Here is a 14,030-nt window from a genome sequence, read left to right on the forward strand (position 1 = left end):
TATACCGGACATTCCGGGGCGTATTCTAGGACAATGTACAGTCAATCCGTGCGGCCCAAGGCGCCGGCCGCGGCGCAGGTGCTGGCGGTTCTCAGGTTCGTCGCTGGCCAGGCCGGCCCGGTCAGCGCGTCGATCATTTCGCGCGATGTTGGCTTGCCCCGGTCAACCACGTATCAGCTCATTGCCTCACTGATCGATGACGGCTTTCTGGTTCACCTTCCCGAAGAGCGCAAGTATGCCTTGGGAGTGACCGCCCATGAGTTGGGGACAGGGTATTCGCGACAAGCGCCCATCCAGCGGATTGCCCGGTTCCCCTTGTCCCGGCTCGTCGCCCGGACCCGCCGGACTGCCCATCTTGCCGTGATGCACGGGCGCGACGTCGTTTACGTGATCGAGGAACGTGCGCCGCGGCAAAGCCCCTTGGTCACCGACACCGGGGTGCGGCTTCCGGCCCACCTGACGGCCAGCGGCAGGGCGATGATGGCCCAGATGGACCCCGCCCAGGTGGCTGCCCTTTTCCCCGGACCGGAGGCCTTCGCGGAACGCCACAGCAAAGGCCCGCAATCCTTGCCCGCGTTGCAGGATCTCTTGGCGCGGGCACGGTCGCTTGGATATGCGTGGGAGCAGGACGAGGTCACGGAGGGGTTTTCCTCTGTGGCCGTCGCCGTCCTCGATCGGCAGCGCTACCCGGTGGCCAGCGTGACGCTGACGGTGTCGAACCGGGCGTTTCCCGGCGGAGGCACTCGGCACCGCGCCAAGGACGCGGAGACCGCCGAAGAAAGGGCGGTCCGCATCGAGGACGTCGCCCGCGAGTGGATTCCGGAAGTGACCAGATGTGGCCGGGAAATTTCCCGCAGGCTCGGCACCCAAGCCTGATCCCGACATCCTTCCCTCCGTGGCGCAGGGACGCTCGCTCACATATAAGGCCAAAAGCCGCGACGCTCGCGCACCTCAAGTGAGCGGGCGTCCGGGGGAAACACCCCAAAAGTGAGCGAGCGTCCGGGGGAAACACCCTAAGAGTGAGCGAGCGTACCGGGGGGATGGAGGCAAAGGCACGACGACGGCGCAACGGGACCGCCGCCGTCGGGCCCTAGGACAACTGTTCCCGGCACATCGACAGAAACGCTCGCTCACAAACAAGGCCAGATGCCGTGATGCTCGCTCACATATATGGACAAAAGCAGGGACGCTCGCTCACCTCATGTGAGCGAGCGTCCGCCGGAAATGCCCCAAAAGTGAGCGAGCGTCTGGGGGAACGAGGGCAGAGCCTAAACTGCCGCGGTGTTCGACACTGAGCCGGCTAGCGGAGCTACCGCCTCCAAGCCGGGTTCCATCGGGTAGACCATCTCAGCCGGAGCGTTGGAGTTCCTCTTCGCCAGCGGGTAGAACACGATTGCCGTGACCACGAGGCCTACGAGCCAGGAGATATCCGCCCCGCCCAGAAGGTCCGTCATCGGTCCGGTGTAGAGGGTCTGCGCCAGGAACGGGATCTGGACGACGATGCCGATCGCGTAGCTGAGCAGCGCAGTCTTGTTCCACCTCCCATAGCGCCCATTCAGGTCATACAGTGCCGGAATGTCTACCTTTTCCTTGGAAACCAAGTAGTAGTCCACCAAGTTAATGGAGCTCCAGGGGATGAATACCATCAGCAGGAGAAGGACGAAGTTCTTGAAGTTGGCGATGAAGTCGGGAGAGGCGAGGACTGCGATGAGTACTGAGAGTCCGATAAAGCCGATCACATAGGCGAACCGGGTCCATGACGCTACCGCAGACTTGCGGGTGAACGCTGTGACCGAGGTAAGCATGGTCATGTAGCCGCCATATGCGTTCAGCGTGTTGACGGTCAGTTTTCCGGTCACGATGACCAGGTAGATGACCACCGCGATCAGTCCGCCACCACTCAGGTTCCCGAGGAAAGCGACTTGGCCATCCAAGAACCGCGCGCCCTTGGGCAACGCTAGGGCAGCGAAGAGCGCGCCCAGGGTCATGGACCACTGGGAACCGATCACCGTGCCGAAGTACGCCGACATGAAGGTCTTGCGTGTCGGGGTGTTCGAAGGCAGGTACCGGGAGTAGTCGGCCACGTACGGACCGTACGTCAGCTGCCATCCGGCGCCAAGCGAAATGGCGAGCAGGAAGGTCGGAAACTCGAAACCGCCGGCTCCCAAGAGTGCACCGACGTCCTGGCTGGTCAACAACCTGATGCCCAGGTAAGTGAAGCCGAGGATACCGACGACGGTCGCAATGCGGCCCAACATGTGGATGTACTTGTAGCCCAGGGTCGCCACGATGATGGTCAGCACCCCGAAGACGATCATGCCCACGGCCGGGGTGCCCGTGTGGAGGATGAGGCTGATGGCCTGTCCGGAGAGGACAGTGCCGGTTGCCGCGAAGCCGAGGTACATGACGACGACCAGCACCAGGGGAATCACCGCCCCGAAGATTCCGAACTGCGCCCGGCTGGAAATCATCTGCGGCAAGCCGAGCTTCGGCCCCTGGGCCGCGTGGAGCGCCATGACAGCGCCACCCAGGAGGTTTCCGACCAGGAGTCCGAGGATCGCCCACAGCGCATCCGCGCCGAACAGCACTGCCAAGGCGCCGTCGACAATGGCCGTAATCTGCATGTTCGCCCCGAACCAGAGCGTGAACTGCTGGCCGGGCGAACCATGGCGCTCATTTTCCGGGACAAAGTCGATGGAACGACGCTCTACGCGCGGCCCACCCGTTCCCGCTTTTCCTATGGCCTGCATGCCTGATCCTCACTTTGACAACCGAAGTCCGATGTCCCCAACTGAGAATCAATCAGAGCATGCAAAGTGACAGTGATCACGGAAAGGGGGCCATCTTAAGTCCGATATCCCGGACGATAGGGCAAGAGCTGTCAATTACCCCTAATTACCGCCTTTAGCGCCGTCGCCGCCGGCCAGGCCCATGAACATCGTCTTATGCAACACATCCACGTGCCGCCGCGATACCTCCACCGCGCCGAGATCGTCACCAACCCGCAGGGCGTTCACCAGCGCGATGTGGTCCCGATTGGACTCGTGGAGAAACTCGATCGGGTACGGGATGAAGTATGCGTAGAGTTCCGCCAACGCCTCGTTGTAGGCCTCGACCGCGGTTCCCAAGCCTGAGGACGCCGCGACGAGCCGGTGAAACCTCTCGTCGGCCTGGTGATACTCGGACCAATTGCTTGATCCGGCCATTTCCTGGGTAAGCCGCTCCAGCTCGTCAAGTTGCGCTGCCGTGGCATTGACCCCAGCGAAATGGGTGATCGCGCATTCGAACAGCAGCCGGCGGCCCACCAGCCGGTTCACGGCAAGGGATTCTGCGGGCGACGCAGTTAGCTGCTCAAGCACGTTCCGCGGCGGCTCATCAGCGACAAAGGTTCCGCCGCCGCGTCCGCGACGGCGGACAACGACGCCCTGATCAGCCAGGCTTGCCAGGGCCCTGCGAGCCGTGATCGGGCTGACCGATAGGCCCAGCGCGACGTCTTGCTGATCGGGCAGCCTCTCCCCCGGCTGGAGCAGCCCCAAGGATATGGCCATGCCGATCCGCAGCCGCACGGCGTCGATTGCGCTCCTGCGGTCGATTCCGAGCAAAGGGGCAGCATCGATGGGTGAGTCGCCGGTGTTCTCCTCGAGCTGACGGGTCATATCCGCTACTTTACGGGGCAAAATCCACCTTTCTTTTATTTGATCATTATGATCTAATATGAGGCGAGTCACAACGACAACGTGGAGAAACAAGTGCAACGTATCCTTCCCCTCATCGCCGCCCAAGCGTCACCCCGACTGATCGGCGAGCCGATCCAGGCCTTCGCAGCCGAGGTCGCCGCCGCCGTCGCGATCCAACCGCAAAGCAAGCTTGTGGTCTTCCCCGAACTGCACCTCTTCGGGGACACCTACCCGGATCAGCAGCGCACTGAGGTGTTGCAGGACTCTGCCGAACCGCTGGACGGTCCGCGGGTCAAAGAGTTACGACAGCTCGCAGCGGATTTGGGCATCTGGCTGGTTCCGGGCAGCGTCTGCGAACGCGGCCCCGAGGGGCAATTGTTCAACACCCAGTTGGTCCTTTCTCCGCAAGGCGACCTTGCCGGCTACTACCGCAAGGTCTTCCCTTGGCGCCCCTTTGAGCCCTACGACCCTGGCGATCGCTTCACGACCGTTGATCTTGAAGGGATCGGCAGAGTGGGCCTGAACATTTGCTACGACGCCTGGTTCCCCGAGGTAACCCGCCAGCTGGCGTGGATGGGCGCCGAAGTCATCCTCAACGTCGTGAAAACCACGACGGCTGACCGCAAGCAAGAACTCGTCCTGGCCAAGGCAAATGCGATTGTGAACCAGGTCTTCATGGTCAGCGTCAACTGCGCGGGCCCCACCGGCAAAGGCCTCAGCCTGATCGTCGACCCTGAGGGGAACACCATAGCCGAGGCCGGCGACGACACCCCCACCCTTCTCGCCGCGGAACTGGACCTCTCCGCCGTCGAGCATGTCCGCACGCACGGGACCGAAAACCTCAACCGTCCCTGGTCCCAATTCCGCCCCGGCGAGCCGCCCATCGAGCTGCCCATCTACCAAGGCCGCATCGACCCGACCACGTGGACCCCGCGGTCCTCCAACTCCTAAGGAACCACCGGTGACAACGCAACCGAGCCTCACGCGCGCCCTGAAACTGCCCTCGCTGGTCCTGTTCGGGCTGGCCTACCTGACCCCGCTCATCGTCCTGGCGATATTCGGCGTGATCGCCGAAACCACAGGCGGCGCATCGCCGTCGGCCTATCTGGTGGCGATGGTCGCCATGCTCTTCACCGCGCAGAGCTACGGACGGATGGCTGTTGCCTATCCGGTGGCCGGCTCCGCGTACACGTATATCCGGCGCTCCATCGATTCCCGGATCGGGTTCCTGGCCGGTTGGGCGGTCCTGCTGGACTACCTGTTCCTGCCGATGGTCATCTGGCTGATCGGAGGCTCCTACCTCACGGCGCAGTTCCCCGCCATCCCCATCGGGGTCTGGATTGTCGCGTTCATCGCCATCACCACGCTGCTCAACGTGGTTGGCGTCAAGGTGGCGGACAAGGCCAACTACCTGCTGATGGCTTTCCAGCTCCTGGTGATAGTCCTCTTCGTTGCCTTGTCCGTTGCAACCTTGATCTCAACCTCCGGCGCGAGCGCCCTGGTCAGCACGGCTCCCTTCTTCAACGACACGTCGAGCTTCGACAAGATCACCGCCGGAGCCGCCATCGCGGCGTACTCGTTCCTCGGCTTCGACGCCGTGTCCACCCTCACCGAGGAGACCATCGAGCCGAAGAAGACCGTTCCGAAGGCGATCATGCTCGTCGCACTGATCGGCGGCGCGATCTTCGTTGTTGTGTCCTACACGACCCAGCTGATCCACCCCGGCGGGGTGTTCGACGATTCGGCGTCGGCGGCCTCGGACATTGCCCTGAAGATCGGTGGGCAGTTCTTCGGCGCAGTTTTCCTGGCGGGACTCGTGGTGTCCCAGTTTGCCTCCGGGCTCGCGGCACAGGCCAGCGCCTCGCGCCTGCTCTACGCGATGGGCCGGGATTCAGTCCTGCCGAAGAGGGTCTTCGGGGCGCTGAACAAGTCCTTCCACACGCCGGTGTTCAACCTGGCCATCACCGGGGCGGTGGGACTCATCGCCATGTTCCTGGACGTTGCCACTTCGACGTCGTTCATCAACTTCGGTGCCTTTACGGCCTTCACCCTCGTCAATATCTCGGTCATTGCCTACTACCTGCGCCAACGACGCTCGGGGCACCGGCTCAGCGTATTGTTCTACGTGGTCATGCCGGCGGTGGGCGCGATCATCGACGGTTTCCTGCTCTCCCAGCTGGATTCGAATGCCATCACGCTCGGGCTGATCTGGCTCTGCGTCGGCGTCGTTGTGCTGGGCATCATCACCAAGGGGTTCGGGAAGGCACCGCCGGAAATGGTGATGGAGGAAAAGGAAGCCGCCCTGATATGACGACAGGTCACCGCGTGCTGCCGGAACACAGAGAAACGAGGACTGCGTGCGCATCACCCTAGCCCAGATCGATTCCGGCACGGACGTCGACCGTAACCTCGACCTCATCGCGGAATACTGTGCCAGGGCCGCCCGCGAGGGCTCTGACCTCATTGTGTTCCCGGAGTACTCGACGTATGAGAAAAGCCGGGTGGACCAGAGCTTCGTGGACATGGCCGAACCCCTTGACGGCCCGGTGGCTGCCAAGCTCCAGGCGACGGCGGCACATTACGGGATCGCCGTCGTCGCGGGCCTCCTGGAAAGTTCCGGGGAACGGGACGGATCCGGGGAAGAGGACCGGGCCTTCAACACGTTGGTGGCGATCGGTCCGGACGGTTCCCGCCTCGCCAGCTACCGGAAGATCCACCTGTTTGACTGCCAAGGATTCCGCGAATCGGATTACATCGAAGCCGCGCCGGAGCCCGTGCCGGTCATCTTTTCCTGCGGCGGCATGAGCTTCGGGTTGATGACCTGCTACGACCTGCGTTTCCCGGAGTTGGCGCGCATCCTGGCCGATGCGGGGGCCGAGGTGCTCCTCGTCTGCTCCTCGTGGGTTCCCGGCAGTGCCAAGACCGAGCAATGGGCCACCTTGGCCAAGGCCCGGGCAATAGAGAACGGCGTGTACGTGGCGGCGGTCTCCCAGACTCCGCCAGTGTCCATCGGCTACAGCATGCTCATTGACCCCCTGGGAACTGTCCTGCATGGCCTCGGCACTGAGCCGGCCACCGCGACACTGGAAATTTCACCGGGTGCCGTCCAGGCAGCCCGGGACCAGTTCCCCACGTGGCGGCACCACCGGCTCGTCTAGGAATCTCGCGACCTCTTCTAGGCCGCCCAACTCTGTGCTAAACCAAAGTCAAGATGCACCCGCGCATCGAAGGAGAAACGCCATGAGCACTACGACGGACAAAGGATCGGGCCGCGGACTGGAGGTCCGGTCGATCGACTACGTTCCATTGAACGAGAGGCACGGCAAGGTCTCACACATCGGGCCGTTGTGGTTCGTCAGCAACGCCCAGATCGCCACCCTGGCCGTGGGGTTGATCAGCATCACCACCGGCGGCAACTTGATCTGGTCGCTGCTCGCGATCGCCATCGGGGTGCTCGTCGGCACGCTGTTCATGGCCGCTCACTCTTCGCAGGGCCCCCAACTCGGCCTGCCACAAATGATCCAGTCCCGGCCGCAATTCGGCTACATCGGCGCCCTGCTGGTTTGGCTCTTCGCCTACCTCCAGTACGCGGGCTTCAACATCTTCAACACCATCCTGGCCGGCCAAGCCATCCAGGAATCGGTCAACGTCGGGTCCCAAAACCTGTGGTTCTGGGTGGTCACCATTGTTGCCGTCGTCATCGCCTTGTTCGGCTACGACCTCATCCACGCCTTTGAGCGCTACCTGACCTACCTGACCATCATCATGCTGGCGCTGCTCACCATTGCAGCCGTGAAGCTAGTCATACCCGCCGGCGCATACAACCTGGCCGACTTCCACCTGGTGCCGTTCCTGGGCCAGCTAGGGGTCGCGGCCGGCTACCAGATCTCCTGGGCCATCTACGTCTCGGACTACTCCCGTTACCTTCCGCGGTCCAGCGGTCGCGGCACCTTCCGGTGGACGTTCTGGGGCAGTGCCCTCGGCGGTATTTGGGTGATGTTCCTGGGCGCATACATCGGCGCCGCCGCCGGGGAAAACTTCGAAACCATCGGCTCGATCAAATCCACCGCCGACCAGCTCTTCGGCGGATTCGGTGGCATCGCCTTGTTCGTCGCGGCCCTGGGCTTGCTGTCCGTGACTGCCTTGAACATGTACGGCGGTTCGCTAACCCTGATATCGTCCATCGACAGCGTGCGGCAGATCCGGCCGACCCTGAGGCTCCGGATCATCACGATCTCCATCACCGCACTCATTTCCGTGGTCCTGGCGAACCTTGCCTCCGCCGATTTCCTGGCCAACTTCAACGACTTCCTACTGCTGGTGCTGTACTTCTTCATTCCGTGGACGGCGGTCAACCTCACCGACTACTTCATCGTCCGCAAGGGCCACTACGCCATCGCAGAGATCTTCAAGCCGGACGGGATCTATGGACGCTGGGGATGGCCTGGCATCATTTCCTACCTCGTCGGCTTTGTGCTGATGATCCCCTTCTTCTCCGCCGGTAAGCTCTTCGTCGGGTTCATAGCCCACGCCCTTGACGGCGCCGACATCTCGCTGTTCATCGGGCTCCCCGTCTCCGCTGGGCTGTATTGGCTGATGACCCGGCGCATCGACGTCGAGGCAGAGACCCGCATGGCCAAGGAAGAGGCCGAGGCCTTGGAGGCAGCCGCGCACGAACACATATTGCCTTAGCTCGGCCGGGAGGCGAAAGGCCCGGAATCAGGCAGTGGCGATGACCGTGGACGTCGCCAAAACGTTGCCCGACTTGTCCAAAGCCTCGACGGCAGCCCTCGGCGCGGCGGCCACCGCCGTCGACGTCTCAAAGCCCCGACGCGGAACCGTCACCGCTTCAGCCATGGACCCGGGACCGGTTCCGGTGAGGAACCTCCACTTGGCAACCTCGGTTGCGCCGTTCCAGCTGGTGTAGAGCTGCATCGTGGACCCGTTGCCGGGCACCGCCGCCAGATCGGGGACGGTGTCCGGCCGGCCTGTCCATGGCGAGCGATAGGTGCGGTATGAGGCATCGCCTAGGCCTGTCGCTTCGAATACCGCTTTCCCATCGGGAGTGAATTCGGTGGCGGCGGGGTCCGCTCCCCAGCCCACCAGGACGTGCCCGTTATCGAGGAACTGCAGGTTCCCTTCGGCGTCGCCCCGGTGGCCGCCCCTGCTGAACTCCTGCCTGACGACGGCGGTGCGCGCCTTTTCGTCAACGGCGAGGAGAAGCCCGCGCGACCTCCCGGTGGTGCCTTGGTTGTAATGGTTGTCGAACATGCTGATGATGCCGCTGGGCCGACGCCGAACATCGTGCTGCCAAGCGAAGACAGACTCCGGCGTCATCGAGAAGTCGCTGCGTTTCCCGCCCAAACGCCAGCGGATCTTCCCGTCCGAGCGGCCGATCAAATAGGCGGTGTGCGTGTGGCGGGACGAAACAAGGAGTGCGTCCCCGCTCTCGTCCACCGAATTGAGGTGGAACGGATCGAACGCTTTCGTGGCGTCGGAGCCGTCGGCCTTGGGGTTGTCGAACGGGCGCACATAGGACTCAGTCAGGTCGATGTGGTCCGAGGCCGTCCAGTCGAAGAGGACCTTGCCGGAACGGATGCCGATTTCCTGGACATGGCAATCAAACATGTAGCCCTGCGCAGGTCCGCCCACCGACGTCAGGTCATGCCGGACGGTCGGGTAGGAGATCATCAACGCCGTCCCGGCAGAGGTGATGGTGAACTCGTGCAGGTCCGCTTGCAGTCCGTTGCCCGTGTTGACTTCGGCCACGGTGCGGTAATGGACATCCTTGACGATGCCCTTTCCTGCACCGTGTCCACCGGTCCCGATTCCAGTCCAATAAGTCAAAACCATTTGGCCTTCGAAGGCTTGTACCCGAAGGTCCGTCACCCCGGAACCTGTCGGTTCCATCCATATCGGTTCACCGTGGTTGTCCATGATCAGCCCGTTGCTGCCGTGGCCCATCGGTCCCACGAACAGCAAGCCTGCCCCGGTAGGACCGGTAGCCCAGCTGGCAACGCGGGCAGCGGTCAAAGCCGTGGAAACGAAGCTACGGATCGCAGGGGCGGAAGCCGTGCTGCTCGCCGACGGCGAGGGTGACGCCGTCGGCGCCGGTGTAGCCGCGCTGACCGGGGCCGTGCCTCCGGGCAATACGCCTGTCCTGGCGATGCCGAGTCCGGCGAGCAATCCCGCGCCTGCCATCCCGGCCCCGCCAAGGAAGCCGCGCCGGCTCAACCTGAAGCGGGACTCACGGTCTTCCCGGGAAGCTGCCCGATCACCACTCCCAGACTCCGTATTCTGCTCCACCCCCTCAGGATAGAACCGGAACACAGTGCGGAAACCGGACAGAAGCTGCAAGTTTGCTGTAAGAGGGCGGGGCGGGAACTCAGTGTTTGGTGCGGGCTGTCCCGGCGTCACGCAGAGCAGGTTTTTGTTGGCTTGAGCCGGCCGCGAGCTCAAGAATCCGGGGTTTGAGCGGAGTCGCGGGGCCAAGAAGTTACCTGGCGTGACGCGGCCTCGAGTCACCTCCGGAGAAGATCACCCTTGGAGGAGCCGGGTCCGTCGCAGCCACGATTCGATGTCCTGTCCTGAGTCGCGGACGCGCTCACCGCGGACTGCGAGTCCTTCGCCGATGATCGCCCCTGGGCTGGATGTGGCGTAGTCCTTTTCGGTGGTTCCGAGCCCACTCATGGCATGGGTGGTGATCGGGTGGATGGTCTTGCCCGTGAAATCGTGGCTCTCCACGAACGTGGTCATGATCATTGGTGCCCGGACGTTCCAGATGCCACTGGCCAACAGCACCGTGTCGTATTTCTCGATCGAGGGCAGCGGTTTGGCTATGGCCGGGCGGGCGTTCGCGTTCTGCTCCTGGACGTTGCGCGCAACGGTCGCATCGTAGTTGTCCGGATAGGGTTCCTCAGCGTCGATGCGGTGTACGTCGCAGGCGATGAGGCTGCCGATCATGCCAGCCAGCACCTCCGTATTGCCGACGTCGAGGCGGACGCGGCCGCCGTCGTAGTAGTTCTCTCCGGCGCGTGAGAAGTAGGCGAGAAGGACACGGCCGCCGCTGGTGCCGGGAGCGGCGGTGGTTCGGGCAGGCTGCGTTTCTCTTTGAGTGGGCATGGTCGTCTCAGGCGATCCTGCGTCCGCCCAGCCAGCTGACCATGGCGGGGTCGCGGTGGTCGAAGAAGAGGCTGGCGCCGGTGTCCAGGGTTCCGATCTGGTTCATCTGCTCGTCCGTGAGGGCGAAGTCGAAGACGTCGAGGTTCTGGGCCATGCGTTCCGGCCGGACCGACTTGGGGATGACGACCACTTCGCGCTGGATGAGCCAACGAAGCACCACCTGGGCGACGGACTTGCCGTGTGCCCCGGCGATGGCGCTGAGGAACGGATTGGTGAACAGCTCGTTCTTGCCTTCGGCGAATGGTCCCCAGGACTCGATCTGGACGCCGCGTTCGCGCATCAGCGCCTGGTCGGCGGCGCGCTGGTGGAAGGGGTGGGTCTCGATCTGGTTGACGGCCGGGGCGATCTCGTTGTGGTCGATGAGGTCCACCAGCCGGTCCAGGTGGAAGTTCGAGACCCCGATCGCGCGGGCGAGGCCGTCCTTGTGGATGTCCTGCATGGCGCGCCACTCGCTGTAGTAGTCCCCGAGCGGCTGGTGGATCAGGTACAGGTCGAGGTAGTCCAGTCCGAGGCGGTTCAGTGAGTTGTCGAAGGCGCGCTTGGTGTCGTCCTGGACGCTGCCTGCCGGGGCATGCTGAATCCAGAGCTTCGTGGTGATGAATAGTTCGTCGCGGGCGATCCCGCTCGCCTTGATCGCGGCGCCGACGGCGGCCTCGTTGCCGTAGGAGGCGGCTGTGTCCAGGTGGCGGTAACCGGCGTCGAGGGCGGCTTCCACGGCGGCCTGGGTTTCGTCGTCCGGGATCTGGAAGACGCCGAAGCCGAGGATCGGCATTTCGACGCCGTTGTTAAGGGTGACGGTGTTCATGGGGTTTCCTTTTCGTGGGATTATCGGTTGGCTTGGGCGTGCGCGGTTTCGTAGTCTTGGTCGCTGACGGGTTCAAGCCACGTGGCGCTCTCCCCGTTGTCGTGCTCCACCAAAGCCAGGTGGCACATCATGTTGTCTTGGGTGGCTCCGTGCCAGTGTTCCTCGCCTGGCGGCGTGTGGACCGTGTCTCCTGCGCGCATGTGGATCACGCTGCCGTCCCGGCTAGCAACGAATCCGTTGCCGTCGGTGCAGTGCAGGGTCTGGCCAAGGGGGTGGGAATGCCAGTTCGTACGGGCGCCGGGGGTGAAGCGGACCATCGCCGCCACGAGACGCGAGGGCGCCTCGCCGTTGTGGAGGGAGTTGAGGTAGACGTCTCCCGTGAACCGCTCCTGCGGGGCCTTGGCCGTGGGGGTAGGGGGTACGAGTTTCATGGTGGCCTTCCAAACGGAGAAACGGGGACTGATTCAAGAGAACCAGTCCCCGCGTCCGCGTGGGAGTGCCTGTTATACCGTGTACTGTCAGTGCCTGTTTCAGCTGCCCTGGACGCCTTGGATGGTGATCGCGATTTTCCCCCGCACTTTGCCGGCGTCGAAATAGCGCATGGCATCCGGAACCTGCTCCAGCGGATAGCTGCGGTCGACAGTCGGGGTGAGGGTCCCGGAGTCGATGAGCCCGGCTAGGTATTCGAGGTCTGCAGCGCCTTGGGTCGCCATGACCATCGTCAGCCGCTGGCTGATGAACGGGGACAGCGCCAGGGCCCTGAATTGCCTGTCGATACTGCCCGTCCAAGAGCCGCCTTCTTCGCCGCCGGTGATAACGGCCGTGCCGGTAGGGGTGAGTGCCCGGCGGAGGCGTGCCAGGGTGGGGTTCCCGGCGATATCCAGGATCATATCGTAGTGTTCCGTGCCGTCGGCGAAGTCCCGCGTGGTGTAGTCGAGGACGCGGTCAGCGCCGAGCGAACGCACCAGGTCCAATTTGGCTGTACTGCAAACGCCTGTGACATAGGCCCCGGCTGCTTTGGCGAGCTGAACAGCGTAACTGCCCACTCCTCCTGAGGCACCAAGGATCAGCACCTTGTGTCCCGGCGCTATCTGGCCCGCAGCGCGCAGGGCCTGCAGCGCGGTGCAAGCGGAAACGGGGACCACCGAGGCCTGTTCAAAACTGATGTTCGCCGGTTTGAGCGCGAGCTGGCTTTCGCGGGCCGTCGCGTACTCAGCGAAAGAGCCCTTCCCGACGCCGAAGACGTCGTCCCCGACGGCGAACCGGGTCACCGCCGCTCCGACCGCCATGACCGTGCCGGCCAGGTCCAGCCCGGGGACGGGGTTTTTCGGGGCTCGGATGCCGAAGGCCAGGCGCAACGCGTAGGGCAGGCCCCTGGTTACGTGCCAGGTCCCCCGGTCCAGGCCTGCAGCATGGACCCGAACCAGCACCTCGTTTTCGGCAATCTCCGGCGTGGGGATCTGCGCCACGTGCAGGACGTCGGCGGAACCGTAAGCCTCCTGCACGATGGCCCGCATCGTGACCGACGCATGCGGCTGCGCCGCGGGCGAGCCGCCCGAAATCGGAGTCTCCGCAGCATGCTGGGCAGAGGTCATGGCCGTTCCTTTCCACACAATTGGGGTGCGCAGCTTTTCGTACGCTGTACTAAAAAGATTATCGTACAATGTACTAAATCGCTAGAGGCCAAGGAGTCACGATGCCCGACACTGCACAGCCCCTCCCCCAGCGGCGCCTTCCGCTGAGCCGCGAAAGGGTGCTCGGCTGCGCTGTGGATCTCGCCGACGAGTCCGGAATCGCGGCGCTGACCATCCGCTCGCTCGCCCAGAGCATGGGAACCAAGCCCATGTCGCTCTATTACTATGTGGCCAATAAGGATGAGATTCTGGACGGCATCGTGGACATGGTCTTCAGCGAAATCGAATCACCCTCTCCCGCGGGCGACTGGCGGGAGGAAATGTACCGACGGGCGCACGCAGTGCGCAGCGCGCTCAAACGCCATCCGTGGGCGGTCGGTCTGTTGGAGAGCCGTTCATCCCCGGGCGAAGCGAACCTGCGCCATCACGAAGCGACGCTGGCGACTTTGAGGGCAGCAGGCTTTTCCGTTCAGATGACAGCCCATGCCTACGCCCTGCTCGACAGTTACATCTACGGATTCGCGCTACAGGAAGCCGCCCTGCCATTTGACGGCCGGGACACCGCCTCGGAGATCACAGCGCCGATCGTTGAACGCTTTTCGACTGGGCAGTACCCCCACATGATCGAGATTGCCACCGAACACGTCCTCAAGCCCGGCTACGACTTCGGGGACGAATTCGACTTCGGGCTAAACCTCATCCTTGACGGCCTCAGCCGGTCGATGAGGTGAG

At 63.5% G+C, this 14,030-nt stretch carries 13 protein-coding genes; 6 read left to right on the forward strand and 7 right to left on the reverse strand.

What is annotated here, in order from left to right:
* Positions 1-33 precede the first annotated feature (33 nt).
* Entirely contained in the window at positions 34-876 is an 843-nt protein-coding gene (locus QRN59_RS08325; protein WP_284982051.1) for an IclR family transcriptional regulator, read from the forward strand.
* A gap of 392 nt (positions 877-1,268) precedes the next feature.
* Here QRN59_RS08325 and QRN59_RS08330 read toward each other — a convergent pair whose 3' ends face one another.
* Positions 1,269-2,750 (reverse strand): purine-cytosine permease family protein, encoded by a 1,482-nt coding sequence (locus tag QRN59_RS08330; RefSeq protein WP_284982052.1) that lies wholly within the window; start codon positions 2,748-2,750, stop codon positions 1,269-1,271.
* Between the two features lie 141 nt (positions 2,751-2,891).
* Positions 2,892-3,656 (reverse strand): FadR/GntR family transcriptional regulator, encoded by a 765-nt coding sequence (locus QRN59_RS08335; RefSeq protein WP_284982053.1) that lies wholly within the window; start codon positions 3,654-3,656, stop codon positions 2,892-2,894.
* 93 nt (positions 3,657-3,749) lie between these two features.
* On the opposite strand from QRN59_RS08335, the gene QRN59_RS08340 reads away from it, so the two are divergent.
* The 4 genes from QRN59_RS08340 to QRN59_RS08355 all read left to right on the forward strand — a co-directional run bounded on the left by QRN59_RS08340 (position 3,750) and on the right by QRN59_RS08355 (position 8,369).
* Positions 3,750-4,628, forward strand: a complete 879-nt coding sequence (locus QRN59_RS08340; protein WP_284982054.1) for a carbon-nitrogen hydrolase family protein — start codon at positions 3,750-3,752, stop codon at positions 4,626-4,628.
* Positions 4,629-4,638: 10 nt separating this feature from the next.
* Positions 4,639-5,988: an APC family permease gene (locus QRN59_RS08345; protein ID WP_284982055.1), complete on the forward strand. Its 1,350-nt coding sequence runs from the start codon at positions 4,639-4,641 to the stop codon at positions 5,986-5,988.
* Positions 5,989-6,034: 46 nt separating this feature from the next.
* Positions 6,035-6,835, forward strand: a complete 801-nt coding sequence (locus QRN59_RS08350; protein WP_284982056.1) for a carbon-nitrogen hydrolase family protein — start codon at positions 6,035-6,037, stop codon at positions 6,833-6,835.
* Positions 6,836-6,917: 82 nt separating this feature from the next.
* Positions 6,918-8,369, forward strand: coding sequence for a purine-cytosine permease family protein (locus QRN59_RS08355; RefSeq protein WP_284982057.1), 1,452 nt, complete (start codon positions 6,918-6,920; stop codon positions 8,367-8,369).
* Positions 8,370-8,396: 27 nt separating this feature from the next.
* On the opposite strand, the gene QRN59_RS08360 is transcribed toward QRN59_RS08355, so the two are convergent.
* The 5 genes from QRN59_RS08360 to QRN59_RS08380 all read right to left on the reverse strand — a co-directional run bounded on the left by QRN59_RS08360 (position 8,397) and on the right by QRN59_RS08380 (position 13,259).
* Positions 8,397-9,983, reverse strand: a complete 1,587-nt coding sequence (locus QRN59_RS08360) for an arylsulfotransferase family protein (RefSeq protein ID WP_284982058.1) — start codon at positions 9,981-9,983, stop codon at positions 8,397-8,399.
* Positions 9,984-10,214: 231 nt separating this feature from the next.
* A complete protein-coding gene (locus QRN59_RS08365) occupies positions 10,215-10,799 on the reverse strand; it encodes a flavodoxin (RefSeq protein ID WP_284982059.1) in 585 nt (194 codons plus the stop codon).
* A gap of 7 nt (positions 10,800-10,806) precedes the next feature.
* Positions 10,807-11,664 carry an aldo/keto reductase gene (locus QRN59_RS08370; protein WP_284982060.1) on the reverse strand — a complete coding sequence of 286 codons (858 nt, stop codon included), beginning with the start codon at positions 11,662-11,664 and terminating at the stop codon, positions 10,807-10,809.
* A gap of 20 nt (positions 11,665-11,684) precedes the next feature.
* On the reverse strand, positions 11,685-12,095 hold the full coding sequence (locus QRN59_RS08375) for a (R)-mandelonitrile lyase (RefSeq protein WP_284982061.1): 411 nt from the start codon (positions 12,093-12,095) through the stop codon (positions 11,685-11,687).
* 99 nt (positions 12,096-12,194) lie between these two features.
* Complete coding sequence (locus tag QRN59_RS08380; RefSeq protein WP_284982062.1) at positions 12,195-13,259, reverse strand: NAD(P)-dependent alcohol dehydrogenase; 1,065 nt, start codon at positions 13,257-13,259, stop codon at positions 12,195-12,197.
* Between the two features lie 101 nt (positions 13,260-13,360).
* Between QRN59_RS08380 and QRN59_RS08385 the strand changes: the two genes are divergently transcribed.
* Positions 13,361-14,029, forward strand: a complete 669-nt coding sequence (locus QRN59_RS08385; RefSeq protein WP_284982063.1) for a TetR/AcrR family transcriptional regulator — start codon at positions 13,361-13,363, stop codon at positions 14,027-14,029.
* Position 14,030 lies beyond the last annotated feature (1 nt).

This window comes from Arthrobacter sp. efr-133-TYG-118 (genome assembly GCF_030209755.1).
Taxonomy (GTDB): domain Bacteria; phylum Actinomycetota; class Actinomycetes; order Actinomycetales; family Micrococcaceae; genus Arthrobacter.

Bases quoted from the DNA above. Each gene is read 5' to 3' on its own strand.
- QRN59_RS08375 (WP_284982061.1), bottom strand. From the start codon at position 12,095: ATGAAACTCGTACCCCCTACCCCCACGGCCAAGGCCCCGCAGGAGCGG.
- QRN59_RS08330 (WP_284982052.1), bottom strand. From the start codon at position 2,750: ATGCAGGCCATAGGAAAAGCGGGAACGGGTGGGCCGCGCGTAGAGCGT.
- QRN59_RS08335 (WP_284982053.1), bottom strand. From the start codon at position 3,656: ATGACCCGTCAGCTCGAGGAGAACACCGGCGACTCACCCATCGATGCT.
- QRN59_RS08355 (WP_284982057.1), top strand. From the start codon at position 6,918: ATGAGCACTACGACGGACAAAGGATCGGGCCGCGGACTGGAGGTCCGG.
- QRN59_RS08325 (WP_284982051.1), top strand. From the start codon at position 34: ATGTACAGTCAATCCGTGCGGCCCAAGGCGCCGGCCGCGGCGCAGGTG.
- QRN59_RS08365 (WP_284982059.1), bottom strand. From the start codon at position 10,799: ATGCCCACTCAAAGAGAAACGCAGCCTGCCCGAACCACCGCCGCTCCC.
- QRN59_RS08370 (WP_284982060.1), bottom strand. From the start codon at position 11,664: ATGAACACCGTCACCCTTAACAACGGCGTCGAAATGCCGATCCTCGGC.
- QRN59_RS08385 (WP_284982063.1), top strand. From the start codon at position 13,361: ATGCCCGACACTGCACAGCCCCTCCCCCAGCGGCGCCTTCCGCTGAGC.
- QRN59_RS08380 (WP_284982062.1), bottom strand. From the start codon at position 13,259: ATGACCTCTGCCCAGCATGCTGCGGAGACTCCGATTTCGGGCGGCTCG.